The sequence below is a fragment of the Allobosea spartocytisi genome (assembly GCF_014764685.1).
In the GTDB taxonomy this organism is placed as follows: Bacteria; Pseudomonadota; Alphaproteobacteria; order Rhizobiales; family Beijerinckiaceae; genus Allobosea; species Allobosea spartocytisi.
On record NZ_JACXWY010000016.1, the window covers coordinates 38492 to 63219 of the forward strand.

Here is a 24728-nt window from a genome sequence, read left to right on the forward strand (position 1 = left end):
ATCGCGCAGCGCCGGACCTACCAATGCGCCATCGGCAGGCCGGCGACGGGTGAGCGGAAATACGGAATGCGCGAGCCCTTCAGGCTGCCGACATAGACAGTCCGCAGGTCCGACCCGCCGAAGGTGACGCTGGCGCACCAGGGCGCGATCGTGCCGCCGCAGGCGAGCATCAGCTCCGGCGTCGCCTCGTCGCGGGCGAAGGCGTCGAGAAAGGCCTTGCCGACAGTGCTGCCGCGGTCATCGTCGAGCAGGATGCGCAACTCGCCTTCCGGCGTGATCGCGAAGATCCGGTCGGTGAAGACATGGGTGCCCCAGAGATTGCCATGGGCGTCGAAGGCGATGCCGTCGATGCAGGCACCATGATCCTCCGGCCCGAAGGTCTCGCGGTCGGTCAGGCTGCCGTCCGGCAGGACGCGCAACCGCGTCACCTTCCGCGCGCAGGTCTCGGCGACGTAGAGCCATTTCTCGGCGGCATCGAGCCTGATCTCGTTGGTGAAGGCGAAGCCGTCGGCAACGATCCGCAGCCGTCCGCCGTCATAGAGGGCGACATAGCCGTCACGGACGTTCGGACTGATCGCCTTCATCCAGTTCTTCGTGCGGGTCGAGATCGTCAGCCAGATGCGATCCTGGCTGTCGCGCAGGACAAAATTGACCTTGCCGATCGGTGCGCCGTCGATGGTGTCGACCAGCACGCGGGTCTCGCCGCCGCGCGTCATGATCTCCAGCCGGTCGGTGCCGAAATTCGAGATCAGGATGTCGCCATTGTCCGCGAAGGCGAGGCCGTTCGGCAGCGTGCCCGAGACGAAGCGCGCCTCCTCGTCGGTCGCCTCGGCAAAGCCGCGGCTCGCCGTCTGGGTGATCAGGGTTTGCGAGCCGTCCGGCCGGATATGGACGACGCCGCCACGCGCATCGGCGCTCCAGAGCGAGCCGTCGCGCTCGGCCAGGATGCATTCCGGCCGCTGCAGGCCCTCGCCGATGTAGCGGATCGTGGTGGGATCGACGGTGAAGCCGTCGAGCGGGTTGGGGCGAGGCGCCATGCCGGGCGCCTCAGAAATTCACCCGGTCGCCGCCCTTGAGGCCGAGCGTGGCACGGGCCTCCTCCGGGGTGGCGATCTCGTAGCCGAGCTCCTCGACGATGCGGCGGATCTTGGCGACCTGCTCGGCATTGGAGATGGCGAGCTTGCCGCGGCCGATGAACAGGCTGTCCTCCAGCCCGACGCGGACATTGCCGCCCATCATCGCGGCCTGGGTGCAGAAGGCCATCTGGTGGCGCCCGGCCGCGAGCACCGACCAGTGATAGTCCTTGCCGAACAGCTTGTCGGCCGTACGCTTCATGAACATCAGATTGTCGAGATCGGCGCCGATGCCGCCGAGAATGCCGAAGATCAATTGCAGGAAGACCGGCGGCTTGAACCAGCCGCGATCGAGGCAATGCGCGAGGTTGTAAAGGTGGCCGACATCGTAGCATTCATGCTCGAACTTGGTGCCGTGGCCCTCGCCGAGCATCTTGTAGATGCGCTCGATGTCACCGAAGGTGTTGCGGAAGATGAAATCCTTGGTGCCTGCGAGATAGGGCTGCTCCCAGGGGTGCTTCCAGTCGCTGTATTTCTCCGCCAGCGGATGCAGCGCGAAGTTCATCGAGCCCATGTTGAGCGAGCACATCTCGGGCGCTGCCTTGAGCGGGGCGGCAAGGCGCTCCTCGACGCTCATGTTGAGGCCGCCGCCGGTGGTGATGTTCACCACGGCATCGGTCGCCTGCTTGATGCGCGGCAGGAACTCCATGAACACCGCCGGGTCCGGCGTCGGGCGGCCGTCCTTGGGGGCGCGGGCGTGGAGGTGGAGGATCGCGGCGCCGGCCTCGGCGGCGGCGATGGCCTGCTCCGCAATCTGGTCGGGGGTGATCGGCAGATGGTCGGACATGGTCGGCGTATGGATGCCGCCGGTGACCGCGCAGGTGATGATGACCTTGCTCATGCGCTTCTCCCTTGATTGTCGGTTCAGGCGGGCAGGATGGCGACGGCCCGCGTCCAGCCGGCGGAGCCGTTACGCACCTTCACGGGCAGGCAACTGATTATGAAGCCGGTCGCCGGCAGGGCTTCGAGATTGTGCAGCTTCTCGATCTGGCAGTAACCGGCCTCGCGCCCGGCCTTGTGCCCCTCCCAGATCAGGGCGGCGTTGCCGGTCTCGGCGAAGCGGCGGGCGGTATGGCTGAACGGCGCGTCCCAGCTCCAGCCATCGGTGCCGACGACCTTGATGCCCTGGCGGACGAGATGCAGCGTCGCCTCGCGGCCGAAGCCGCAGCCGGTATCGATGTAGTCGGTCTCGCCATAGCGGCTGCCGGCGCGGGTGTTGGCGACGACGATCTCGAGCGGGCTGAGCTTATGGCCGATACGCTCCAGCTCGGCATCGATCTCGCCGGGGGTGACGACATGGCCGTCGGGGAGGTGCCGGAAATCGAGCTTCACGCCGGGCTGCAGGAACCATTCGAGCGGGCATTCATCGATCTTGAGGGCAGGGGCGCCGCCGTCCTGCGTCGGATGGTAGTGCCAGGGGGCATCGACATGGGTGCCGTTATGGGTCGAGATCGTCGCGAGCTCGACGGCCCAGCCCATGCCCTCCGGCAGCTGTTCGGGCTTCAGGCCGGGGAATGCGGCGGCAATGTCCTTCGCGGTGCCCTCATGGGTACGGTAATCGATCCGAACCTTCTGGAAGGGCGGATCGGCGGGCACGTCGTTTTCGAGCGGGATTGAGAGATCGACGAGGCGCCCGGCTGGCATCATGCTGTTTCCTCCTGACGTCCCGTTATGCTCTGGCGGCACAAATTTGGACGAACGTCCGACCAATAGCGTAGAACACGCTTTCTGATAAGAGCCAAATCACGCAGGGCAGGGGCGCTGCTCAGGAGGGATTCGATGGCAGCGGCTCCGACGCGCGAGCGCATTCTCGACGCAGCCGAGCGGACATTCGCCGAGCGGGGCGGTGCCGACGGCGCTTCGATGCGCGATCTCGCCGCTGCGGCCGAGGTGCGGCTGTCGCAGCTCAGCTATTATTTCGGCTCTAAGGAGGCGCTGTACCGCGCCGTCTTCGCCCGCCGGGCCGATGCGTTGGCGCTGGCGCGCGGCACGGCGCTCGACGAGGCGATGGCCGCGCCGGCGCCCGATATCCGGGCCGTGGTCGAGGCCTTCATCGGCCCCTCGGTGCGCCAGCGCTTCGCGGAGGGCGTGCAAGGCGCGGCCTTCGCGATGATGACGGCGCGAGAGGCTGTCGATCCGCGCGAATCCGCGCGTGGCGTCCTTGCCGAACATTTCGACCCGACGGCGACGGAGTTCCTGGCGGCGTTCGCGAAGCTCTACCCGCAGGCCTCGCGCGCGGCGATGGTGGATGCCTATCTGTTCATGGTCGGGGCGCTGGTCATGACGATGGCGGCGGGCGACCGCGCAGCGCGCCTCGACGACGAGCGTCAGGCGTTGTCTCCCGCCGGCCTTGCGGAGCTTCTGCTGGAGCGCCTGACTCGCTTCTGCGCCACTGGCATCGATCGGTTGCTGGTCGAATAAGCCGGCAGTGGTTCCGATGCGCCAAGAGCCGACCTCAGCATCCCACTCGGAAGCAGGCATACGCACGGCTTCCCAATTCAAGCTCCCCAAGCTAGAAACGTTCCCGGAACAAGTTCCGCCGCTGGGCGGATTAAAAGGGAACGCGGTTTGAGGCCGCGGCTGCCCCCGCAACTGTAACTGATAAGCCGGTCCTTGATAGACCACTGACGACGCCTTAGCGTTGTTGGGAAGGTGGGGATCAGGCGTCGACCCAGCCCCGACCCATGACCGATGTGCCCCTCGGCCTCCGACTCACCCGCCCGCTCGAGGAGGCCGCCGACCGCCGCGCCGAGGCTCGGCGGTTCTGCCTCGATGTCATCAAGGCGTTCTATGGCTTCGATTATCGTCAGGACTGGCATGCCGACCTCGATAGCCTGGTCGCGGATGATGAGGCATGCTGGTTCTCAGCCGCCAACCGCGGTGTCTTCTGGGTGCTGCGGGACGATTGGGACAGGATTGTCGCGACGGCGGCGCTCTACACCCTCGACCGCAAGCCCGGCCTCGCGAAGGCCTTCGCCAATCGCTATCCCGACGCTGGGGAGATCCCGCAACTGGCGCGGGTCTACGTCGCCGCCGAACGGCGCGGCCAAGGCATTGGCGGATGGCTCAGCGATCTCGCCGAGGCCGAGGCGGTCAGGCTGGGATTCCGCACACTCTATCTCCACGCCAGTGCGGAGACGCCGGCGACGCTAGCTTTCTGGCGCAGCCGTGGCTTCGCCGAGTTCGCCAATGGCGACGGGACAGCCCATTTCGATAAGCGCTTGCCCTGGGGGTGACGGAAGATTGAGGCCATCAGGGCGAAGCTGCATTCAGTCAGCTCAGAACTTGACATGTTATGATATAACGTTGCATTTGATCTGCCCGACATCAGAACCGGCTTCGCCATGCAATCTCCCGACACACGCTTGCCCCTCACCGTGCCACTTGCGGGCGCCGTCTGTCGGACCGAAGCGATAGACTTCTGATGGGCGGCTGTGTCGCGGTTGCGCTGGCCGGACCATGCGAGTGGAAGGCAATCCTGAACCGTCACTGGCATTCCGTGTGGGGCGATCGGCGTCAGGAACTCGTCTTCATCGGCGCCGGCATGGAAGAGGCGGCGATCCGCGCGGCACTCGACGCCTACCTCTGAGTGGCGAGACGCCGACCATCGCCTTCAAGCCCGAGCTCTGTCGCGACCTGCCTGATCCTGCCCTTGCCTGTCGGCGCACCGAAGCCGCGTGACCAAAGCCTCCTGTTGCCTCCGAAGGACATAAGCCGATGCTGACGACGACCGTGAACCGAGCCCGCCGGCTCTTGCTGCTCAGCGCACTGATGATGGCTGGAGCCATCCTCTGCGGCCCATCCGGTCAAGCCAAATCGAAGGGCCATGACCATTTTCACGGCCACTCGCATGGTGCGAAGAGTCAGATCTACAATGGCTACTTCAAAGACGACCAGATCAAGCCACGCACGCTAGAGGACTGGGAAGGCGAGTGGCAGTCGGTCTACCCGTTCCTGAAGGATGGCACGCTCGACCCGGTCATGGTTGCAAAGGCGAAACAGGGCGACAAAAGCGCGAGTGAATACCGCGCGTATTATGAGGCCGGCTACAAGACCGATGTCGACCGCATCGTCATCAAGGGATCGAACATCACCTTCTCCCGTGGCCAGCAACCGGCGAAGGCCGATTACGTGTCGGACGGCTATGAGGTCCTCACCTACGCAAAGGGCAATCGCGGCGTGCGCTTCGTCTTCAAGAAGGCGAGCGGCGACGACGCGGCGCCGCAGTTCATCCAGTTCAGCGACCACGACATCGCTCCCGAGGTCGCCGAGCATTTCCATCTCTATTGGGGCAATGACCGCGCGGCGCTGCTGAAGGAACTCACCAATTGGCCGACCTACTACCCCGCGGAGCTGACGGGGCAGCAGATCGTCAAGGAGATGCTCGCCCATTGAGGATGTCGCCCCATGTGCGGGAGATCCGCGCATGGCTTGATTGCAACTTATCGACAGCGCGTGCCCAGTCCCAAATGAGCGCACCGCCGTTCTGGTACATGCCGCAGGATATTTCGAGCCGTGCCGCGTTGACCGTGCTCGGGACGATCATTCTCGGCCGGCCCGGCCCGCGCATCTTGGGTCAGAATCGCGAACCAACGCCGCAATGGCGGCGAGGTCCGCGGGTTTTCCCGAGTCATCTTTTCTACGATGACCCGGCGCCGTCTTGGCCCGCTATTGGCGGAATGCGAGCGCGAGCGACGTCCGTCTCTCTTCTTCGTGGCCGTTCGGAGGTCCATGATCAGACCGGCGAGGGCAAGTCCGCATCGCCGACCCACCGGTTCATCCCGACATCGACCGCAGCAGCCTTGGCATACATTGCCCGATAGAAAGGCAGCCAGCGCTGCGCAACCGCCGAGGCCTGTTCGAGGGCTGGCTTGCGCCGCGCGAAGATTTCGCGGGCTTCCTGGCGCAGTGCCGCTTCGTCGATCGTATGGAGTCTGCCGCCCTCGCAGACGATCCGGCCCGCAACCATCGTCAGCACGACCGAGTTGCCGTTCTCGCAATAGACGAGCTGGCGTCGCAGATCGTTCAGCGGCGTGAAAGGCAGCGTGTCGAGATCGAGCATGACGAGGTCGGCCAGCCGTCCGGGGGCCAGGACGCCGAGTTCATCCTGCAACCCCATGGAGCGGGCGCCGCCCTGAAGCAGGCAATCGAGAATCTCGCCGGCGCGCGGCCAGGCATCGTAGTCTGCACCTGCGATGTTGTGGACCAGTCCGGTCGTCTTGGCGACGGCCCACATGTTGACGGCGTCGTCGGCGATCGCCTCGTCGGTCCCCAGGCAGATCGGGATGCCGCGGTCGCGCATGCGCCGGAACGGCATGATGCCGCTGCCGAGCCGCAGATTGCTGATCGGGTTATGCGCGACCACCGAACCGGCGGCGGCGATGAGATCGAGATCGGCATCGTCCACCCAGATCGCATGGATGATGTTCAGCCGCTCCGACAAGAGTCCGAGATCGGCCGTATAGCGCACGAGCGAACGCCCGCCGAAGCGGGGCTGCGCATGGCCCAGCACGCGCTGCAGCTTGGTCTCCAGCATATGCGCGTAGAAGGGCAGATCGTGGGTCCGACTCAGCGCCTCAAGTTCGTGGATATAGGCGGTCGAAACGCGTTGCGGCGCCGAGCAGGACACGGCGGCACGCAAGCGTCCGCCCTCAGTGCCATGCCAGCGGGTGATCAGGTGGTGGTACATCGCCAGCAGATCTGCATCGGCGAGGTTGCGCGGCTTCGCTAGCTCGGCGCGCCGCTCGGCCGGCAGCAGCTCGGCCAGGAAAGGCAGCTTGTCGAGTTCGGCCAGATTGGGTTCATCCAGGGCGACGGTGGCCCGCATGCCGCTGTCGGCATAGGCCTGCATCACGGCATCGATGATGTCGACCGTCGGCTCCGGCACGAGAAAGGCGTCGTCCTGCACTGCCGTTACGCCGTTTTTCAGCATCTCGGCGCAGGCGAGCTGTGTGCGCACATAGGCTTCGCGTGGCGTTGGCCGCAGTTCTTCCAGCGCCGGGCACTCATAGAGCATGAAGATCTCGAGCGGCAGGCTGTCGAGCCGGCCCTTCATATGGTTCACGGGCGAGTGGAAGTGCCCGTTGATCAGCCCAGGCATCAGCAGCTTGCCGCGGCCGTCGATGATGCGCTCGCTCTCCGCCGCGAAGCCTGCCGCATCGACGCCGATCGCGGCGATGCGGTCGCCATGGACCAGCAGGGTGGTGGCGGCGCTCATGCCGCTCTCGCTATCGGGATCGAACAGATGGACGTTCTCGAAGCGCGTGGTCGTCGCGGTGGAGAAGGCTGACGTTTCTGGAAGGCTCATGATCATTCGATGTGACAGGCCGCGGCAGGCGGCAGGAGGGGAGAGCGGCCCGAACCGGAGTTCGGGCGCGGCAAAGACGCAAAAACTGCGGGGTCGTGCCGCCCGTGGCGGATCCGGCGCCTAGTCGACGGCCGAACAGGCGTAAAAGGGCTTGGACGGCTCTTCGGGCAGGTAGCCCTGGTAGAACCGCTTCACATAAGGGAAGACGGCGCGGCCGAGATCGCGCCGCGCCTCATCCTCGGGGCTGCGCGGCTTGCCCAGCGTGTCGGCGATCTCGGCCAGGACGGCATCCCGGTCGACGTTCGTGAAGCGGCCCTCGGCGTAGACCAATTCACCCCCGATATAGACGGCGTCGACGGCATTCGACTTGGCCCGCTGCACCAGCGCGTCCAGCATCGGGATGTCGGGATCCTGATAAGGGTATGTCGTCGTCTTCCAGTTGATCAGGGCGGCGTCGAAGGCCCGGCCGGGATCGAGCCGGCCGATCGTGGCGCCGAAGGCCGTCGTCATCGCGCCGCCCTCCGTCGCCATCCGGACGATCTGCGCGCAGCTCGGAACGTCTTCGTCGTCCATCCCCGGCACCCGGTGGACGCGCAGGGCCAGCCGCAGCTCCTGCAGCATGTCGCGATCCTCGTTGATGCCGGCTTCGTCCAGGCCCATGCCGATGGTGATGCCCTTCTTCTCCCATTGATTCAGCGGCGCCAGCCCCGAGCGCAGCCTAAAATTGGACGAGCAGTTGTGGCAGATGCAGGTGCCGGTATCGGCGACGATGTCGATGTCCTCGGCATTGAGCCAGACGCCGTGACCGAGCGTCATATGCGGACCGAGCACGCCGAGATCATGGAGATGGCGCAGCGCGGTCTTGCCCGTCCGGCGGCGGGCATATTCCTTCTGATAAACGGTTTCGAGCAGATGCATGTGCATCGGCACGCCGCTCGCCCTGGACTTTTCGTGCAGCGCGAGCAGGCCGTCGTCGCTGCACCAGTGCAGATTGGCCGGGGCGAGCTGGACGCGGGTCAGCGACTGCCCCTCGTTTTCGGCCGTGAGCTGGTCGAAGAGGCGCAGGAAGTCGGGGAAGGGCATGGCCTGCGTCTTCAGATGGGCCGCCAGCCTCTCGTTCCAGGGCGAGGGCAGCCTGGCGCAAAATGCCTCATCCGCCTCGTAGACGAGACGGTTCTGCTCGCGCACGGCATAGCAATAGGAGGCGCGCATGCCGAGCGAGCGATAGGCATTCAACACCTTGGTCGCCGCGCCGTGGATTGCGTCATAGCCGCCCGGCATCCATCCCTGGATGTGCTGGACCGTGGTCACGCCCGAGGCGATCATCTCAAAGGCGGAATAGAGTGTGTCGAGCGTCAGATCGAGGCGGCGGGCGGGAATGCGGCTGGCGAACCACAGCTCCAGCGCATGATCCGGCGAGCCGAGTTGCAACGGGGTCATGCCGACATGGTGGTGGCTGTTGACGAAGCCTGGCATCATGACGTGGTCCGGGTAGCGCCGCAGCTCCGCGAGCGGTGCGAGTTGCTGCATCTCGGCCAACGAGCCGACGGCCGCGATGACGCCGTTGCGTGAGAGCACGGAGCCTTGCTCGACGATGATTGGCGTATCGCGGTCCTTGATGCCGGTCACCACATGACCGGCTTGAACGATGAGTTCCATGGTCGTCTCCTCAGGCAGGTCTTGTGATGGTCGAAGCGGCGCCGATCTCTCCGGCGCCCGGCATGAGTGGTGTGAGGCCAACGGGGACAGAGATGATGACCGGTGAGGGCGCGACGCATTCCGCGGAAGCCATGACCCGGCCGTCGCGCGCGACCGCGAGCGTCTCACCGTCATGCCGGATGCTGCGCCCCACCAGGGTCTCGATGCCGTAGCGGGCGGAAGAGAGCGCGAAGAGGTTCGCGCCCGCCGCATGGGCGCATAGCTCCTGCCGGAAGAAGTCCGGCGGGTCCTGCGGGGCAGGGCCCGCGACCATGACGGCGACGAGCTCGGCCCCGGCGGCGGCAGCCTGCGCCCAATGGCTGGGAAAGCGGCGATCGTAGCAGATCAGCGTCGCCAGCCGGAGCGGCCCGAGATGCGTGATGGCGATCGCGTCCGTGCCGGGCCGGAAATGATCTGCCTCGCCGAAGCCTTCATCGGGCTGCCTCGGCGGCAGGCACTGCTTGGTGGCGACGCGCTCGACCGTGCCGTCGGGGCGTGCAAGCAGGGCCGCATTGACGGGCCGGCCCGCTCCATCGTCCTCGGCAAGGCCAAACAGGATCGCGACCTCATGGAGGCGCGCCAAATCCGCCATGAGCTGCCCTGTCCGCCCGTTCCGGCGCTCGGCAGGAACCGGCCAGCGCAGAGGGTCCTCGGTTGCGACATAGGGCAGGAACGACAGTTCTGGCAGCAGCACCAGCCGGGCGCCCGCGGCCGCCGCCGCCGCGATGCCGACTTGCGCCTCGCGCAGCAGGGTCGAACCGTCTCTTCCGCCGGGCCCGATGGGAACGGCGGCGACCTTGATGGTCTGGCCCACGGCTCAGACCACTTCCTGCTCGGCGAAGGCACGGTCCACCTCGTCGGCGAGCAGATCGGCGAACTGGTCGCGATAGGCGTGATAGCGCGGGTCGCGGCTTTGCCGCGGCCGCGGGAGTTCGATCGGCACGATGGTCTTGACCCGCCCTGGCCGTGCGGTGAAGACCACGACCCGGTCGGCAAGCGAGATCGCCTCGTCGATCGAATGGGTGACGAGCAGGATCGAGGCACCGCTGTCGCGCCAGATCTGCAGCAGGAAATCCTGCATGCGCGCGCGCGTCTGGACGTCGAGCGCGGCGAAGGGCTCGTCCATCATCAGCACCTTCGGGCGCATCGCGAGCGCCCGTGCGCATGCTGCGCGCTGGCGCATGCCGCCCGACAATTCGTCGGGCTTCTTGTCCAGCATGTCGCCGAGCCCGACGCGCCTGAGCGTCTCGACCGCGATCTCCCGGCGCCGCTCCGGCAGGACATGCTGGATCGACAGGCCGAAGGCGACATTGTCGGCGATCGTCAGCCAGGGAAACAGCGAGGCTTCCTGGAATATCAGACCCCTCTCAGCCGAGGGCTCGACGATCGCCTCGCCGTCGCAGAGAAGGCGGCCTTCGCTGACCTCTTCGAGGCCGGCGATCATGTAGAGCAGGCTGGATTTGCCGCAGCCGGACGGGCCGAGCAGGACGACGAATTCGCCCGGCGCGACGTCGAAGCTGAGATCGTCGAGCGCCAGCACAGGCGCGCGGCCCTCCGGTGTCCAGCGCTTCGACACGTTTTGAACGGAGACGGCGGCGCGGGTCATCGGGAGCCTCCCTGGCCAGGCGCGACCCACCACAGCATGCGCCTCTGGATCTCGCGCAACGCGAAGTCGGAGAGGAAGCCGAGCAGGCCGATGATGCCCATGGTGAAGAAGACGAGCTTGGCGTTGAAGGTCGAGCGCGCCATGGAGGTGATCTGGCCGAGCCCGGTGCCGACGCCGACTGTCTCCGCGATGAGCACCACCATCCAGGCGCCGAACAGGTTGAGCCGCAGTGTCATGAACAGGCTCGGCAGGATCGCGGGCAGGACGACTTTCCAGAAGGTCTGGCGCCGCGTTGCGCCCATGATGCGCGCGACATGGATGTAGTTCTTCGGCACGCTCTCGATCTGCGCGCCCGTCGACAGGACGATGGCGAAGAACAGCGTAATGAAGACGAGGAAGATCGCCGGCTTGTCGCCGATGCCGAAGACAAAGATTGCGACCGGAAGCCAGGCGACGGGCGAGATCGGCGCGAGCAGCAGGATCGTCGGCAGCAGCAGTTTGCGCAAGGTGGCGAGGTAATGGATCACCGCGCCCAGCGCGACGCCGGCGACGAAGCCGAGCAGCAATCCAACGAGAACCCGCGTCGTCGTCCAGGCCATGGTGATCAGCAGAGGCAGGATGCCGCCGCCTGTCGAGACGCTGCCGATCCGGTTGGAGCGGTCGAAATACTGCAGCGTTCCAGGGATATCCTGCAGGAACAGATGCGGTGGCGGCAGCAGCAGCGGGTTGATCAGCCCCGCAGCCCAGAACCCCTCCCAGATGCCGGCGAACAGGCCGAGCGACAGAGCGGCCCAGCCCAGTTTCGCCAGGCTGCGCCACAGCCAGGGTGAAAATCTCGCGGGGAATAGTCGGTTCCGGCCGGCGGAACCCGTGAGGCCGTCTGCCTCCAGGCGCATCGTCATGGCGTCCTTCCTGATCGTGGGAACGGGCCGGCCGGATGGTCCAATCCGGCCGGCGCGGCAGAACCTCAGGCGGATTTGAGCTTCAGCCCGTCATAGAGCGCCTTGTTCTCGGCGATCACGGCTTCGAGCAGGCTCCAGTCGAAGGCCGCCTGATCCGGCGATTTCTTGACGTAGCCGAGTTCCTTCATCGACTGGCCGCGCTCGATGATGAACTTCGTCTGGTTGCGCTGATCGACCACGATCGGCTGCTTGCTGGAGGCATCGAGAGCAGCTTCCATGCTGGTCTTGTAGTATTTGCCGACAGTGTCCTTGAGGGCGGCGGTCTTGTCGGTTTCGGCCTGGGACTGCGCGACGAAGAGAGCCTTGATCACGGCCTTGACGGCGGCCGGATTCTTCTCGATCAGCGGTGTGCGCACGGCGAGCACGCAGTCCGAGTAGCCCTTGCCGTAGACGTCCGTGCCGTCGGAAAGCACGCTCGCGCCCTTGCGGCCGATGACGCATTGCGAGGCATAGGGCTCGATATGGCAAATCGCGTCGATCGCGCCGGCGAGGAAGGCCTGGGCGAGTTCTGGCGACGTGTCGAGATATTTGATCTCGACATCTTTGAAGCTGAGGCCGGCCTTTTTCAGGAAGTCGTAAGGCAGCACTTCCAGCGTGTCGGCCTGGAACGTGCCGAAGGTCTTGCCTTTCAGGTCGGCTGCGGTCTTCAGCCCCTCCTTTCCGACGATGATGCAGCCCTCGACGCCGCCGCCGGCGACGATCTTCACCGGCGCGCCCGCGTCATAGAGCGTCATGAAGTTCGAATAGGGGATCATCGAGATATCGACGAGGCCCGCCCCGAACATCGTGGTGATTTCGGTGTTGGACGGCGTGACGACGAACTCCAGGTCGACGCCGTCGGCCTTGGTCAGGTTGCGCTCCTTGGCGAGGAACATGCCCATGTTGCAGAAGCCGGAGCCGTGCGTCGCCTTGAGGGTGACATTTGCGGCAGCGGCTGCCGTCGGCGTGAGCAGGCCCGCCAAATGGGCGGGCAAGGCGAGCGTGGCTACAGCCGAGACACCCGAACGCAGAAACGTCCTGCGCGAGAAATTCCGATAGAACAACCCGTCACGATCGCACATGTCTTTCCTCCAGCCTTCACCAAGGAAGACCGCAGGGAAACCGTACCCGAAGAGCTCACCGCAGAGCGCCCAGCGTTGCTACAGGCCATAACCCATGGCCGGAGCACCGTTGCACGGTATCCCGACGATGGGCACGCCAACCCGGAAAGAGCAAACCGCTCTGCGCTGATTTAAATGAAGCAATATCCGTGCCGGAGACGGTGCGCTGCGGCCTGCAGGCGATGGGAGGCAGAATGTCTGTTTTTCGCTGCGCAGCGGGGCCGCCCTGGACTTGGACAGCCACATTTCAGTCCTGCGAAATTATATAGCGATTTCAATCGTATGCGTGTTCGATGCTGTGTCCGGCCCGGCCCGCCACCCTTTCCTAGGCATTTGATTTCCCTTTGTTTTTAGCGACCGCGCCCGCACCTCAGGATGAGGTGCGGGGATGGGCGTTCGATTTCGTTGCCCGGAGTAACTGTCTCCGGAGCTAGCGCATGTCGGCCAGCTTGTCGTCATCCGGGGGCGAAGAGGGCAACAGCCACGTCACCGACGTGATCCCGGATCTTCAGATAATCGGCCCAAACAAAGAGCAGTTCCGCGACCGCTCAACGGCGCGCATGGGCTGTTCGGCACGGGCAATGGCGATATCCTGCTGATCGAAAGCAAATCCAGCCAGCTGCTGCGACCGCTGCGGTTGTCATGAGAATACGCCGCTGCGACATGCGGCGATGCGGTGCGGGAGAGCGGGATCGATCATGACGGACCACATCCTCTGGGGTGCGACACTGCTCGAAGGCTTCGACACTTCCGGTGGGCCGATCCTGCATGAAAACGCCGGCATCCTCATCCGTGACGGGCTGGTTGCCGCGCTGGGACCGCTGGATAGCCTGCGCGCGCAATCGCCGGAGGCGGTGGTGGAAGGCGGGGCCGGCTTCGCCGTCACGCCGGGTTTCGTCAATGCGCATCATCATGTCGGTCTGACGCCGCTCCAGCTCGGCTCGCCGGATCACCCGCTGGAATTGTGGTTCGCATCGCGGCTGGCATTGCGCGACGTCGATCTCGAACTGGATACGCTCTATTCGGCCTTCGAGATGATCGAGAGCGGCGTCACGACGGTGCAGCATTTGCACAGCCGCGCACCCGGCTCGCCCGAGGCGGTGCTGGCCGCGGCGGACAAGGTGATCGGTGCCTATCGCATGATTGGGATGCGCGCCTCCTATTCGATGGCGCTGCGGGATCAGAACAGACTCGTCTACGAGGCCGATCGCGATTTCGTCGCGCGCGTCCCGGAAGCGCTGCGTCCCGCTCTGGTCGCGTATTTCGAGCGTTTCACCCTCGCCCTGCCGGAACAGGTCACGATCTTCGACGAGCTGTTGCGTCGTCACGGGGGCGGCGATCGCATTCGCGTGCAGATCGCGCCGGCCAATCTGCACTGGCTCTCGGACACGGCACTCGAGACGGCCGCCCACCTCGCCGAGCGCACTGGCCTGCCCGTGCATATGCATGTGCTGGAAACGCCCTATCAGAAAGCCTATGCGGTGAAGCGCAGCGGTGGCTCGGCGCTCGCCTATCTCGACCGCTTCGGTCTGCTCGGGCCGCAGTTCACGATCGGCCATGGCGTCTGGATGAGCGAAGCCGATATCGCCCTCGCAGCCGAGCGCGGTGTCTGCGTCTGTCATAATTGCTCGTCCAATTTCCGGCTGAAGAGCGGAGTGGCGCCGGTCAATCGCTTTCTTGCCGAGGCGATCCCGGTTGCGCTGGGCATCGACGAGGCGGGAATCAACGACGATCGCGACATGCTCCAGGAGATGCGGCTTGCGCTGCGCGTCCATCGCGAGCCGGGTATCGACTCGGCCCATCCCTCACCGGCGCAGGTGCTGCGCATGGCGACGGAACACGGCGCGCGCACCACGCCCTTCGCCGGACAGATCGGGCGGCTTTCTCCCGGTATGGCGGCCGATTGCGTGGTGTTCGACTGGCGGGCAGTGACCTGGCCCTATCAGGACGATGCGCTCGGCTTCGTCGACGTGCTGGTGCAGCGGGCCAAGGCGCGATCGGTCCACAGCGTCATGGTCGGCGGGGAATGGATCTATCGCGACGGTCGCTTCGTGAAGGTCGACCGCGAGGCGGTGCTGGCGGAGATCGCGGAGCGTCTCTCACGCCCGAGGACTCAGGCGGAAATCGAGCGCATGGGGCTTGCGCGCGATGTCATGCCGCATGTCCGGAGCTTCTATGAAGGCTATCTCGACGGCATGGGCGACGATCCACATTATCGGACAAGCGGGCGCCTATAGCGTCGAGATGCGTCGCGGCGCGGATCAATCGTTGACGCGGTCGAGGCCGATCGTCGCCGAGATCGCCAGCAATGCCAGGATGGCGAGCAGGATCTGCACGCTCGATACCGCGGCGACCAGCGGTGAATTGGTGTTCTGGACGATCGTCAGCAATTCTACCGGCAGCGGCCGGTCGCGATAGCCATGGGTGAAAATCGTCACCGAGAGATTGTCGAAACCCTCGATGAAGGTGAAGACCGCTCCGGCCAGGATCGCAGGCATCAACAGCGGCAGGGTGATGGTGCGGAAGCTCTGCCAGCGCGTCGCTCCGAGATTGGAGGCGGCCTGTTCCAGCAAAGGATCGAGCTTCTGCAGGCGCGCCATGACGGTGCGCACCATCACGGCCATGACGTAGACCGCGAGCGAGATCGATTGCAGCCAGATCGATGGGCCGATGCCGAAGAGCGCTCCGGCAAAGAGCACCGCGACACCCAGCACGATCCCTGGCACCATATGCGGCAGCAGCACGAAGACCGAGAGCCCCGCCGCACCGCGGAAATCGCCACGTGCGCAGGCGAGTGCCGTCGGCACGCCGAGCGCGATGCAGAGCACCGTGACGTAAACCCCGACCTTGATGCTAGTCCACATCGCGCCCATCAGCACCGGCTGATTGAACAGCCGAGCATACCAGTCGAATGTGAAACCGGCCGGCGGGAAGCTGATATAGCCGCGCGTGTCGAAGGACATGATCACCACGATCACGGCGGGCAGCAGCAGCAGCGCCAGCGAGAACAGCGCGACGCCGATGAGCGCTCCTATGCCGAGACGGTCGAGCCAGTCGGAACCCCTCATCGCTGCGATGCCCTCGTCCAGCGCGTGCCGAGATTGGTCAGCCAGGTGATGACGGCGAGTACGCTCAGGCAGCTGAGCATCAGCAGAAGCGCCGTGACCGCTCCCTTGCTCCATTCGAGCGAGTAGACGATCTGCTCGTAGATCATCGTCGCGGCGTTGAGGTAATTGCCACCGCCCAGCAGTTGCGGCACGACGAATGTGGTGTAGCTGAGCGTGAAGACCAGCGCCGCGCCCGTGCCGAGACCACCGATGCTGAGCGGCAGGATGACGTGCCGCAGCGTGCCGAGCCGGCTCGCGCCGAGATTGGCGGAGGCTTCGTCTAGCCTGCGGTCATGCCGGCTCATCACGGCGATCAACGGCAGGATCATGATCGGCAGATGGACCTGCACCATGCCGATGATCACCGCCCATTGCGTGTTGATGATCCTGAGCGGAGCCGAGATCACGCCGAGGTCGATCAGGAGACTGTTGACCACGCCCCGCCCGCCCAGGATTACGATCCAGGAATAGGTCCGCACAATGCCGCTCGTCAGGATCGGCGCGATGGTCAGAACCAGGATGATCCGCCGCACCCAGGCATTGCCGATCAGGAAGAGATAGGCGACCGGAAAGCCGAGCAGGACACAGAGCGCGGTGGTCGACAGCGCCAGCGTCAGCGAGCGCTGGAAGGTGATCTGGTAGAGCGGGTCCGACAGCGCCGTCGCCAGATGGCGCAATGAGAATGTCTGGGAGACGATGACGCCGCGCGAGACCGTGATGTCTGAGAAGCCGAGCGACAGCAGGATGCAGAACGGAATGACGGCCACGACCGTCAGCACGACGACCGCCGGAACGGCCGGCCAGATACCGCGCCCCGACAGCACCTCGTCGAGCAGGCGGCGAGGGAGCGCGGTCGCCGTCATGGCCGTGGATAGGCCATGCAGGCGGTGGGGTCGCGCAGGTTGATCGAGACAGCCTCGCCGGTGCTGAGCAAGGTGGCTTCCACGTCGCGCAGCGCCGCGATCCTCAACGGCCTGGTGGCGCCGGCCTCGACCTCGTATTCCATTAGCGCACCGACATGGCGGCGCGAGATGATCCGGCCGTTCCAGGTCGAGCTGCCCGCGCTGGACAGAGCGAGATTGTGCGGCCGGATGAGGAGGCTGACATCACCGTCGAGCTTCGTCGCGACGATCTGCCCGCTCGGCAGCGTGATCTGGCCGGAAGCAGCTCTCGCTTCCCAGAAGTTCGAGGCGCCGACGAAGTCGGCGACATAGGCGGTCTGCGGACGGTCGAAGATGTCTTCAGGCGTGCCGAGCTGCTCGATCCGGCCCGCGCGCATGACGGCGATCCGGTCGCTCATGGTCAACGCTTCTTCCTGATCATGCGTGACGAAGATCGCGGTGATGCCGAGACGCTTGATGAGCTGGCGCAACTCGACCTGCATGCTGCCGCGCAGCTTGGCGTCGAGTGCGTTGAACGGTTCGTCCAGCAGCAGCACGCGGGGCTCGAGCACCAAGACGCGCGCGATCGCGACGCGCTGCTGCTGTCCCCCGGAAAGCTGGCTCGGATATCGCTCCTCGAAGCCAGACAGCGAAACCGTCGCCAACGCCTTCGCGACGCGCTCCCTTATTTCTTCGACCGGCGCGCCGCGCATCTTCAGCCCATAGGCGACGTTGTTCGCCACGGTCAGATGCGGGAACAGCGCATAGCTCTGGAAGACCACGCCGACAGGCCGCCGGTTCACGGGCACGGGCACGGTGTCGCGGCCGTCGATCCGGATTTCGCCGGCATCGGGTTTGAGAAAGCCGGCGATGCAGCGCAGCAGGGTCGTCTTCCCGCAGCCGGACGAGCCCAACAGCGTCAGGATCTCGCCTTCCTGCGCTGTCAGGGAACAATCGTCGAGCACGATAAGATCCGCGAAGCGCTTGCGCACCCGGCGGATCTCGACGACGCAAGCCTGGCTGCCGGAAGCGGCCGTGGCAGGCATGGTCAGGGCTCGGCTCAAGCCGCGAACAGCCGGTCGAAGGCTTCGACGATCTTGCCGCGGTTCGGCGCGACCTTCGGCCAATCCACGGAGGTCATGGAGGCGATCTCCTCCGGCGTCGAAGGCAGATAGGCCGCGGCACCCGCGGGCGGCATGACGCCCTTGATTACGGTGCCGAAATAATAGGGCGGCTTCGATGCGAACTCCTGGCTGTCCTTCTCCAGTAGGATGTCCGCGAATTCATGTACGAGGTCGCTATGGGCGGTCCGCGCGAACTTGACGATCATCGTCGGCAACATGAGCGGGCCCGGGCTGGTGACCTTGGCATAGCCGAGCGGCAGGCCGCTGGAGACCGCGATCCCGGTATTGTCGTGCCAGAGCGGGCACAGGCCGATCTCGCCGCGCTCCAGCATCTGCTGCAAGAGGTTGGGATTGCGGCCGACCAGCGGCTTCAGTTCCTTCCATTTGGCGAGGCCGAAATCGGTATCGGCGTCCGGCTTGCCGAATGCGGTGGCGCCGATCGAGATGCAGGCGAGGCCGAGATTGGATTGCGGACGGCACAGCCCGATCTTGCCGGCATAGTCCGGCTTCCAGAGATCGGCCCAGGTCTTCGGCGGGTTCGCCACCATTTGCTTGTTGTAGGCGATGCCGATGCCGGCGAAGCTCACCGGCACGCCCCAATCATAGGCATAGGGCGGGAAGCGTTCGTCGAGCTTGCCTGCGTTCGGCACCTTCGAGATGTCGACCTTCTCCAGCACGCCTTCGTCGACGGCGTTGATGATCGCGGGCGAACCCATGACGGCGAAATCGTAAGGGGAGGCGCCGCGGGCGGCCTTGATCTGGGCGATGGCCTCGGCCGAAAGGCCGCCGATGATCCGAAGGCTGACACCGGGATGGCGCTTGCCGAGGATGTCGCCGGCGCGCTTCAGCGGCTCGTCCTGTGCGCTGCCATAGCCGATCATGACGAGTTCACGAGCCTGCGCCCGCAGCACGGAGGGACTGGCGATGACCGCGCCGGCAGTCGCGGTGGCTGCGAGGAAATCGCGTCTGGACACTGTCTTCATGCAAGCCTCCTGAGCGCGGCTCGTGGCGTTCCGGCCGACGACGACGGTGGATGGCGACCGCGTACTTTCACTTTGTACTTCAATGAAAGATATCGCAAGTTTAAAACTTAGCCGGCCAGCGCTGAAAATCGCGCCGTCATGCCACCGCAATGCGCAGGCCTGCCGCTTCGAGTCTCTGCAGGTCCGCCGCCGGGGCGCCATTGTCCGTGATCAGCACCTCGACGGCATCGAGTGAGGCGATGCGGGCGCTGCCGACATGGCCGATCTTGGCATGGTCGGCGACCATGACGACACGCCTGGCGGCGTCGATCATCGCCTTCTTCACCTCGGCCTCGTCCCAATTGCCATTGGTGAAGCCGCGCTCTGCATCGATGCCGGCGCAGCATAGAAAGGCCGTGTCGGCATTGATTTCGCGCAGAAGTGTCGTCCCGAAGGGGGAAATCAGGCTGTAGCTTTCGAGGTTGCGTCCGCCTGTCTTCACCCGCCCGCCTGTGACGATGACGGTGATGCCGGGATGGGCGCGCAGCGCGATCGCGATGTCCAGGCCGTTGGTGACGACCACCACGTCGGTCAACGTTTCGGGGAGGTTGTGCGCCAACGCCAGCGTGGTGGTGCCGGAATCCAGGATGATGGTCTCGCCGTCGCGGACCATGCTGGCGGCAAGCGTGCCGATGCGCTGCTTTTCCTCGGAAAAGCTCTGGCTCGGCAGGTCGAGAGGCCGCTCGAAGCGGGCCGGTCGCAGCGCCATGGCGCCGCCGCGGATGCGCCGGATCAGGCGCCGCTTTTCGAGGGCGTCGAGGTCGGCGCGAATGGTCACCGCCGAAACGCCGAGCGCCTCCGCCAGTGCCGAGACCTCGATGGTGCCGCGCGTGGCCAGCATTTCGATGATGCGCTCGTGGCGCGGAAGGGAGTTGCCCCGCGGCAACTCTGCGGGCGAGGGGTGCTGACTCATATGCCTTTCGTTTCCGCTTGCGTTAGATGATATAATGAAGAATATCGAAAGTCGAATTTTCGAGAGAGGAGGCGGCTCCGCGTGCCGCTTCCGGCACTTCCAACGGGACGGACGACCATGGCCGATCTGATGCAGCAGTACAAAGCGATCAAGCGCGAATCGTCCTCGGACGCGCCGGGCGATCCGGAACGCTTCCGTCGTGTCGAACTGACCCGCAGCGAGATGATGGCGCAGGGGGATGCCATGCGCCGCACGCTCGAAACCACGCGCGAGACGGTGCAGCATATCGCAGCCGAACTCGCCGGCCGCAGGCTCTCCCGCGTCGTCATCGTGGGCTGCGGCGATTCCTGGATTTCGGGCATCGGCGTGCGGCTGGCGTTCGAGCGCCTGCTCGGCGTCGTTTGCGAACCCTATGAAGCCTTCGATCTCGAGCAATACGGCCTCGACATGATCGATGACGGAACGCTCGTGATCGGCCTGTCGTCGAGCGGCAATACGGCGCCGGTGAGCGCCAGCCTCAGGGCGACCCTTGCCAAGGGCGGCTATGCGGTGGCGCTGACGAACACGGCGGCCTCCGCGATGACGAAGGAGTTTCCCGCCGCCCTGTTGATCCAGGCGACGCGCGGGGGCTGGCCGACGCAGTCGAGCACGGCGGCGATGGCGCTCATGCTGTCGCTGGCGCTCGAAATCGCCAAGGCGCGCGGGCTCGGCGAGGGCAAGGCGGTCGGCCTGGCGGCGGATCTCGCTGCGCTGCCGGAGGTGATGGACCGAGTTTCGACGGGCTTCTACGACCGCGCGACGGCGCTGGGCAAAACGCTGGCGCGCGCCGACATGGTGCTGCTCGCGGGAGCAGGGCCGCATCTGGCGCCGGCGGCCTTCGGCGCGGCCAAGCTCAAGGAATTGGCGCCGATCCATGCGGTCGCCTTTCCGCTCGAGGAATATCATCACTACCGCACCCAGAAGGCTGGCGACCCGCTGTTCCTGATCGCACCCGATCAGGCCAGCCGCCAGCGCGCCCTGGAAACTGCGATCGTCGGCAAGGCAGTGGGTGGCTACACGATCGTGCTCGTGCCGGAAGGCGAGGCGGGCTTCGACGGCATCGCGGACCATGTCTGGAAGCTGCCGCCGGTGCGCGACGAGCTCGCGCCGCTCGTCTACAGCGTGCCGCTGCATCTCTTCGGCTATCACGTGACCAAGGCGCGTGATGCGCTCGGTCTCGGGGCACCGCTGCTCGGTGGCCGGGCGGCGTGACACCGACGCTCGTCACGGCAGGCGGGCTGACCGTCGACCATGTGATCTCGGCGGACGGCACCGTCGCGCTCGACAAGGTCGGCGGCAACGGTGCCTATTCCGCCGTCGGCGCCCGTTGCTGGGTCGATGCGGTCGGGCTCATCAGCGTCGCCGTCTCGACCTATCCCCGTGCGACGCTGACGAGGCTGCGCCAGAACGGCATCGCGCTCGATGGCGTCGTGATGACTGAGGCCGCCCTGCGCAGCGGCAACTGGTTCATTTATGACGAGCGGGGGGACCGGAGCGAGAGGCTGACCAGCCGGCCGGAAGAGCTTGCGGAAGCCGGTTTCCCGACGGATCGGCTGAGCCCCGGACAGGTGGCCGCCTGGCAGGATCATCTGCGCCGGCGTGGAGACGCCGACGAGATTTCCTATTCCCAGTTCCGCGACATTCACCCGATGGTCGCGGCGCAGGTTCCGGAAAGCTATCTCTGGGCAAGGGGTGCGCATTGCGCGCCGGCGCGGCCGGTGGTGCTGAACGAGCTCCTGCCCCTGTTTAGCGGTCGCGGCATGGTCGTGACGCTCGATGCCGGTTGGCAACTGGCGGAGCTGACGCTCGACGAGCTTTCGCCCTTCCTCGCCGAGGTCGATGCTTTCCTGCCAAGCGAGATCGAACTCGCGGCCATCCTCCCGCAGACCGGCGTCGAGACGGCGCTGGCCCTGCTCGCTGCGCGATGCCGCGGCACCGTCGCCGTGAAGCTCGGCCCGCGCGGCTGTCTCGTCTGGGACAAGGCGCGCGGTGCCGCGGTGCCCGTTCCGGTCGTGCCGACCGATGCGATCGATCCCACGGGCGCCGGCGATTCCTTCTGTGGCGGCTTCCTTGCCGGGCTGGTTGCGACAGGTGATCCCGTGCTCGCGGCTGCGCATGGAGCCGTTTCCGCCTCGCTCATCGTCAGTCGTCACGGCGCCGACGGCGCGCTGCCGGTCGATCACGCCGTCTGTCGGGCGAAGCTCGATACACTTGTCGGCCGCCTCGGCCGCTCCCCATTTTCAGCCTGAACGGACGCCGATCGTGACCAGCCTGCGCCTCTTCTCCGCCCGTCCCCTCGTCATCGCCGCCCTGCACCTGCCGGATTTTGGCAGGCTGCGCGACAAGAGCATGGCCTGGCTGGAGGACTATGTCGTGACCAATGCCAGGGTCTTCGCGCAGGCCGGTATCCCTTACGTCAAACTGCAGGACCAGACGCGGGAGGCAGGCGCGATGCAGCCGAGCTCGCTGGCGATGACCGCTGCGCTCGGCCGCCTCCTCAAGGCCGAGTTGCCGGGCCTCGGCCTCGGTATCATCGTCGAGGCGCATGATCCGGTCGCTTCCCTCTCGATCGCGCATGCGACGGGCGCCGATTTCGTGCGCCTCAAGGTCTTCGTCGGGCAGGCCATGACCGCGCAGGGGCTGCGCTCAGGCATGGGCGCGCAGGCCATGGCCTTCCGGACGGCGCTCGGGCGTGACGACATCGCGATCCTCGCCGATGTCCATGACCGGACCGCGGTGCCGATGTCGTCGGAGACCGCGGAATTCGCGGCCGAATGGGCACAGAAGACCGGGGCCGACGGGCTGATTCTCACCGGCGCGGATTGGGCGGATTCGCTCGCTCGCATCCGCAAGGCGCACGAGACGGGAATCAAGCGGCCGATCCTGCTGGGGGGCAGCGTCACCGAGGGCAATGTCCGCGAGGCGCTCTCCATTTGCGATGGCGTCGTCGTCAGTACGGCGCTGATGCGCAAGGATGCTGCGCCGACCGACATTCTGCGTTGGGACGTCGATCGGGCGAGGCGGTTCATGGACGCGGCACGCGCTGGCGCCTAGCGCTTGCCAAGACGCCGCGACGGCGGCAAGAGGCCGGCATGCGGATCCTGCTCCTCAACCCGAACACGACCGAGGCGATCACGGGACGTCTCGTCGCCGCGGCCGCGGCGGTGGCATCGCCCGGCACCGAGATCGTGCCGCTGACGGCGCCACGCGGGGTGCCCTATATTGCGAGCCGGGCGGAGGCTCAGATCGGCGGGGCCGTGGCTCTGGAGATGCTTGCCGAGCATCATCACAAGGTCGACGCGGCCATCATCGCCGCCTTCGGCGATCCCGGCCTCATGGGCGCGCGGGAGCTCTTCGACATGCCCGTCGTCGGCATGGCGGAGGCGGCCATGCTGACCGCCTGCATGCTGGGGCGCCGCTTCGCCATCGTCACCTTCGCCCGCGCGCTCGGCCCCTGGTATCGGGAATGCGTCGCGATGCATGGGTTGGAAGGCCGCTGTGCCGGCATCCGGATGCTAGATGAGGGCTTCGCCGACATTGCCGGCGTGCAGGAGGAGAAGGAAGCGGTGATCGTCGAGCTTGCGCTGCGGGCGGTCACCGAGGACGAGGCCGATTGCGTCATCTTGGCCGGCGCGCCGCTGGCGGGCCTCGCGGCGAGGGTCGCAGACCGCATTCCCGTCCCCGTCGTCGACCAGATGGGCGCCGCGCTGAAGCAGGCGGAAGCGCTGGTCGCGCTGAAGCCGCGCAAGGCGACGGCAGGCACCTTCCGTCGGCCGCCGCCGAAGCCCACCGAGGGCTTGCCCGAGGCGCTGGCGGCGCGGATCGAGGGAAGGTGAGGGGTCTTTTCCCGTCATGACCGGGCCTCGCCCCGGCCATGACGGCTGCCGCGGGGCTCTGCGGCGAAAGCCTCATCGACCTGCGAGCAGATCCTCGCGCCCGATTGCGTTCAGCCAATGCCGCGCGATCTCGTCGCGGCGCGCGAACCAGACGCCCGGTTTCGATGCGGCGTGCGCCAGGAACCGCTCCAGCCCGCCGATCCGGCCCGGCTTCCCGATGATGCGCAGATGCAGCCCCACCGTCATCATGCGCGGCGCGCTCGCGCCTTCGGCATAGAGCCGGTCGAAGGCGTCGATGCAGTAACGGGCGAAATCGTCGCCGAAGACGAAGCCGCCGCCGCGGGTGAAGCGCATGTCGTTGGTGTCGAAGGAGTAAGGCAGGATGAGATGGTCTTGGCCTGCGACATCGACGAGATAGGGCAGGTCGTCGTTATAGGCATTGGAATCGTAGAAGAACCCGCCTTGCTCGATGAGCAGGCGGCGTGTGTTGGGCGAGGTCGCCGAGCGCGTGTGCCAGCCGCGCGGCGGGCTACCGGCGGTACGGGTGATCGCCTCGACGGTGCGCGCGATGGCGAGCCGCTCCTCGTCGACCGTCATGTTGGCGTGACGCTCCCAGCGCCAGCCATGGGCGGCGATCTCATGGCCGTCCGCGACCGCCTGTTGCGCCAGCCAGGGCGAGATCATCAGCGAGCGGCCGATGGCGTTGACGGTGCCGTGCGCGCCATAGGTCTGCAGCAGCAGCCGGATGCGCGGCCAGCCGGCGCGCGTTCCGTATTCGAAATGCGACTCCATGCACAGGTCGCGGACGCCTGGAATCTCCTCGACGACCTCGTAGATCGACTCGTTCTTCTCGTCGCCCTGGCCGATGCTGAGCTCGCCGCCCTCCTCGACATTGATGACGAGATTGACGGCGAGACGCGCATCGTTCGGCCAGCGCATGGCGGGAACGTTTCCGCCATAGCCGCGGAAGTCACGGTCGGTCGTGGTGTCCGGCAGCATG

Annotated in this window: 25 protein-coding genes and 1 riboswitch; of the genes, 10 read left to right on the plus strand and 15 right to left on the minus strand. The window is 65.9% G+C overall.

The features are described from left to right. Positions 1-17 precede the first annotated feature (17 nt). From IED13_RS21105 to IED13_RS21115, 3 genes are read right to left on the minus strand one after another with little or no spacing between them, the layout of a single operon-like run. Positions 18-1037 carry an SMP-30/gluconolactonase/LRE family protein gene (locus IED13_RS21105; protein ID WP_191125359.1) on the minus strand — a complete coding sequence of 340 codons (1020 nt, stop codon included), beginning with the start codon at positions 1035-1037 and terminating at the stop codon, positions 18-20. 10 nt (positions 1038-1047) lie between these two features. Then, a complete protein-coding gene (gene kce / locus IED13_RS21110; RefSeq protein ID WP_191125360.1) occupies positions 1048-1974 on the minus strand; it encodes a 3,5-dioxohexanoate:acetyl-CoA acetone transferase in 927 nt (308 codons plus the stop codon). A 23-nt stretch (positions 1975-1997) separates the two neighbouring features. Further along, positions 1998-2780, minus strand: coding sequence for a cyclase family protein (locus IED13_RS21115; protein WP_404801903.1), 783 nt, complete (start codon positions 2778-2780; stop codon positions 1998-2000). Between the two features lie 132 nt (positions 2781-2912). Here IED13_RS21115 and IED13_RS21120 point away from each other — a divergent pair, with 132 nt between their 5' ends. From IED13_RS21120 to IED13_RS21135, 4 genes are all read left to right on the plus strand, one after another. Next, positions 2913-3554 (plus strand): TetR/AcrR family transcriptional regulator, encoded by a 642-nt coding sequence (locus IED13_RS21120; protein WP_191125361.1) that lies wholly within the window; start codon positions 2913-2915, stop codon positions 3552-3554. Positions 3555-3647: 93 nt separating this feature from the next. Beyond that, a riboswitch (cobalamin riboswitch) is annotated at positions 3648-3844 on the plus strand. Continuing rightward, positions 3818-4369 carry a GNAT family N-acetyltransferase gene (locus IED13_RS21125; RefSeq protein ID WP_191125362.1) on the plus strand — a complete coding sequence of 184 codons (552 nt, stop codon included), beginning with the start codon at positions 3818-3820 and terminating at the stop codon, positions 4367-4369. It overlaps the preceding riboswitch by 27 nt. 188 nt (positions 4370-4557) lie before the next feature. Further along, positions 4558-4722, plus strand: a complete 165-nt coding sequence (locus tag IED13_RS21130; RefSeq protein WP_248312698.1) for a GTP-binding protein — start codon at positions 4558-4560, stop codon at positions 4720-4722. 182 nt (positions 4723-4904) lie between these two features. Then, complete coding sequence (locus IED13_RS21135; RefSeq protein WP_248312701.1) at positions 4905-5528, plus strand: ZinT family metal-binding protein; 624 nt, start codon at positions 4905-4907, stop codon at positions 5526-5528. Between the two features lie 340 nt (positions 5529-5868). Here the strand turns inward: IED13_RS21135 and IED13_RS21140 are convergent, their stop codons facing one another. The 6 genes from IED13_RS21140 to IED13_RS21165 all read right to left on the minus strand — a co-directional run bounded on the left by IED13_RS21140 (position 5869) and on the right by IED13_RS21165 (position 12767). Next, on the minus strand, positions 5869-7440 hold the full coding sequence (locus IED13_RS21140; protein WP_191125364.1) for an amidohydrolase family protein: 1572 nt from the start codon (positions 7438-7440) through the stop codon (positions 5869-5871). A 120-nt stretch (positions 7441-7560) separates the two neighbouring features. Next, positions 7561-9099 carry an amidohydrolase family protein gene (locus IED13_RS21145; RefSeq protein WP_191125365.1) on the minus strand — a complete coding sequence of 513 codons (1539 nt, stop codon included), beginning with the start codon at positions 9097-9099 and terminating at the stop codon, positions 7561-7563. Between the two features lie 10 nt (positions 9100-9109). Beyond that, on the minus strand, positions 9110-9952 hold the full coding sequence (locus IED13_RS21150; protein ID WP_191125366.1) for a carbon-nitrogen hydrolase family protein: 843 nt from the start codon (positions 9950-9952) through the stop codon (positions 9110-9112). 3 nt (positions 9953-9955) lie between these two features. After that, a complete protein-coding gene (locus IED13_RS21155) occupies positions 9956-10744 on the minus strand; it encodes an ABC transporter ATP-binding protein (RefSeq protein ID WP_038358375.1) in 789 nt (262 codons plus the stop codon). After that, entirely contained in the window at positions 10741-11646 is a 906-nt protein-coding gene (locus tag IED13_RS21160; RefSeq protein WP_191125367.1) for an ABC transporter permease, read from the minus strand. The genes IED13_RS21155 and IED13_RS21160 overlap by 4 nt, the downstream gene beginning before the upstream one ends. Positions 11647-11711: 65 nt before the next feature. Then, positions 11712-12767 (minus strand): ABC transporter substrate-binding protein, encoded by a 1056-nt coding sequence (locus IED13_RS21165; RefSeq protein WP_191125368.1) that lies wholly within the window; start codon positions 12765-12767, stop codon positions 11712-11714. A 476-nt stretch (positions 12768-13243) separates the two neighbouring features. On the opposite strand from IED13_RS21165, the gene IED13_RS21170 reads away from it, so the two are divergent. Beyond that, positions 13244-13405, plus strand: coding sequence for a hypothetical protein (locus tag IED13_RS21170; RefSeq protein WP_156115840.1), 162 nt, complete (start codon positions 13244-13246; stop codon positions 13403-13405). A gap of 99 nt (positions 13406-13504) precedes the next feature. Beyond that, positions 13505-15043 (plus strand): amidohydrolase family protein, encoded by a 1539-nt coding sequence (locus IED13_RS21175; protein WP_191125369.1) that lies wholly within the window; start codon positions 13505-13507, stop codon positions 15041-15043. A 24-nt stretch (positions 15044-15067) separates the two neighbouring features. Here the strand turns inward: IED13_RS21175 and IED13_RS21180 are convergent, their stop codons facing one another. The 5 genes from IED13_RS21180 to IED13_RS21200 form a co-directional block, all read right to left on the minus strand. Continuing rightward, positions 15068-15874: an ABC transporter permease gene (locus IED13_RS21180; protein ID WP_038358368.1), complete on the minus strand. Its 807-nt coding sequence runs from the start codon at positions 15872-15874 to the stop codon at positions 15068-15070. Further along, positions 15871-16776, minus strand: a complete 906-nt coding sequence (locus IED13_RS21185; protein WP_191125370.1) for an ABC transporter permease — start codon at positions 16774-16776, stop codon at positions 15871-15873. Before IED13_RS21185 ends, IED13_RS21180 begins: the two co-directional genes overlap by 4 nt. Next, positions 16773-17840, minus strand: coding sequence for an ABC transporter ATP-binding protein (locus tag IED13_RS21190; protein WP_191125371.1), 1068 nt, complete (start codon positions 17838-17840; stop codon positions 16773-16775). The genes IED13_RS21185 and IED13_RS21190 overlap by 4 nt, the downstream gene beginning before the upstream one ends. A gap of 14 nt (positions 17841-17854) precedes the next feature. Then, positions 17855-18901, minus strand: a complete 1047-nt coding sequence (locus IED13_RS21195; RefSeq protein WP_038358364.1) for an ABC transporter substrate-binding protein — start codon at positions 18899-18901, stop codon at positions 17855-17857. 136 nt (positions 18902-19037) lie between these two features. After that, positions 19038-19853, minus strand: a complete 816-nt coding sequence (locus IED13_RS21200) for a DeoR/GlpR family DNA-binding transcription regulator (RefSeq protein ID WP_191125372.1) — start codon at positions 19851-19853, stop codon at positions 19038-19040. Between the two features lie 117 nt (positions 19854-19970). On the opposite strand from IED13_RS21200, the gene IED13_RS21205 reads away from it, so the two are divergent. Genes IED13_RS21205 through IED13_RS21220 form a run of 4 tightly spaced genes read left to right on the plus strand, consistent with a single transcriptional unit; the run spans position 19971 to position 23728 of the window. Then, on the plus strand, positions 19971-21104 hold the full coding sequence (locus IED13_RS21205) for an SIS domain-containing protein (protein ID WP_191125373.1): 1134 nt from the start codon (positions 19971-19973) through the stop codon (positions 21102-21104). Next, positions 21101-22141: a carbohydrate kinase family protein gene (locus tag IED13_RS29265; RefSeq protein ID WP_191125374.1), complete on the plus strand. Its 1041-nt coding sequence runs from the start codon at positions 21101-21103 to the stop codon at positions 22139-22141. Before IED13_RS21205 ends, IED13_RS29265 begins: the two co-directional genes overlap by 4 nt. Positions 22142-22154: 13 nt before the next feature. Continuing rightward, positions 22155-22946 carry a BtpA/SgcQ family protein gene (locus IED13_RS21215; RefSeq protein WP_191125416.1) on the plus strand — a complete coding sequence of 264 codons (792 nt, stop codon included), beginning with the start codon at positions 22155-22157 and terminating at the stop codon, positions 22944-22946. A 38-nt stretch (positions 22947-22984) separates the two neighbouring features. Next, positions 22985-23728, plus strand: a complete 744-nt coding sequence (locus IED13_RS21220; protein WP_191125375.1) for an aspartate/glutamate racemase family protein — start codon at positions 22985-22987, stop codon at positions 23726-23728. A 72-nt stretch (positions 23729-23800) separates the two neighbouring features. Here the strand turns inward: IED13_RS21220 and IED13_RS21225 are convergent, their stop codons facing one another. Next, positions 23801-24727, minus strand: a complete 927-nt coding sequence (locus IED13_RS21225; RefSeq protein ID WP_191125376.1) for an allantoinase PuuE — start codon at positions 24725-24727, stop codon at positions 23801-23803. Position 24728 lies beyond the last annotated feature (1 nt).

Coding starts and splice junctions, on each gene's coding strand:
- IED13_RS21105 (WP_191125359.1), bottom strand. CDS start 1,037: ATGGCGCCTCGCCCCAACCCGCTCGACGGCTTCACCGTCGATCCCACC.
- kce (WP_191125360.1), bottom strand. CDS start 1,974: ATGAGCAAGGTCATCATCACCTGCGCGGTCACCGGCGGCATCCATACG.
- IED13_RS21115 (WP_404801903.1), bottom strand. CDS start 2,780: ATGATGCCAGCCGGGCGCCTCGTCGATCTCTCAATCCCGCTCGAAAAC.
- IED13_RS21120 (WP_191125361.1), top strand. CDS start 2,913: ATGGCAGCGGCTCCGACGCGCGAGCGCATTCTCGACGCAGCCGAGCGG.
- IED13_RS21125 (WP_191125362.1), top strand. CDS start 3,818: ATGACCGATGTGCCCCTCGGCCTCCGACTCACCCGCCCGCTCGAGGAG.
- IED13_RS21130 (WP_248312698.1), top strand. CDS start 4,558: ATGGGCGGCTGTGTCGCGGTTGCGCTGGCCGGACCATGCGAGTGGAAG.
- IED13_RS21135 (WP_248312701.1), top strand. CDS start 4,905: ATGATGGCTGGAGCCATCCTCTGCGGCCCATCCGGTCAAGCCAAATCG.
- IED13_RS21140 (WP_191125364.1), bottom strand. CDS start 7,440: ATGAGCCTTCCAGAAACGTCAGCCTTCTCCACCGCGACGACCACGCGC.
- IED13_RS21145 (WP_191125365.1), bottom strand. CDS start 9,099: ATGGAACTCATCGTTCAAGCCGGTCATGTGGTGACCGGCATCAAGGAC.
- IED13_RS21155 (WP_038358375.1), bottom strand. CDS start 10,744: ATGACCCGCGCCGCCGTCTCCGTTCAAAACGTGTCGAAGCGCTGGACA.
- IED13_RS21160 (WP_191125367.1), bottom strand. CDS start 11,646: ATGACGATGCGCCTGGAGGCAGACGGCCTCACGGGTTCCGCCGGCCGG.
- IED13_RS21165 (WP_191125368.1), bottom strand. CDS start 12,767: ATGTGCGATCGTGACGGGTTGTTCTATCGGAATTTCTCGCGCAGGACG.
- IED13_RS21170 (WP_156115840.1), top strand. CDS start 13,244: ATGTCGGCCAGCTTGTCGTCATCCGGGGGCGAAGAGGGCAACAGCCAC.
- IED13_RS21175 (WP_191125369.1), top strand. CDS start 13,505: ATGACGGACCACATCCTCTGGGGTGCGACACTGCTCGAAGGCTTCGAC.
- IED13_RS21180 (WP_038358368.1), bottom strand. CDS start 15,874: ATGAGGGGTTCCGACTGGCTCGACCGTCTCGGCATAGGAGCGCTCATC.
- IED13_RS21185 (WP_191125370.1), bottom strand. CDS start 16,776: ATGACGGCGACCGCGCTCCCTCGCCGCCTGCTCGACGAGGTGCTGTCG.
- IED13_RS21190 (WP_191125371.1), bottom strand. CDS start 17,840: ATGCCTGCCACGGCCGCTTCCGGCAGCCAGGCTTGCGTCGTCGAGATC.
- IED13_RS21195 (WP_038358364.1), bottom strand. CDS start 18,901: ATGAAGACAGTGTCCAGACGCGATTTCCTCGCAGCCACCGCGACTGCC.
- IED13_RS21200 (WP_191125372.1), bottom strand. CDS start 19,853: ATGAGTCAGCACCCCTCGCCCGCAGAGTTGCCGCGGGGCAACTCCCTT.
- IED13_RS21205 (WP_191125373.1), top strand. CDS start 19,971: ATGGCCGATCTGATGCAGCAGTACAAAGCGATCAAGCGCGAATCGTCC.
- IED13_RS21220 (WP_191125375.1), top strand. CDS start 22,985: ATGCGGATCCTGCTCCTCAACCCGAACACGACCGAGGCGATCACGGGA.
- IED13_RS21225 (WP_191125376.1), bottom strand. CDS start 24,727: ATGCTGCCGGACACCACGACCGACCGTGACTTCCGCGGCTATGGCGGA.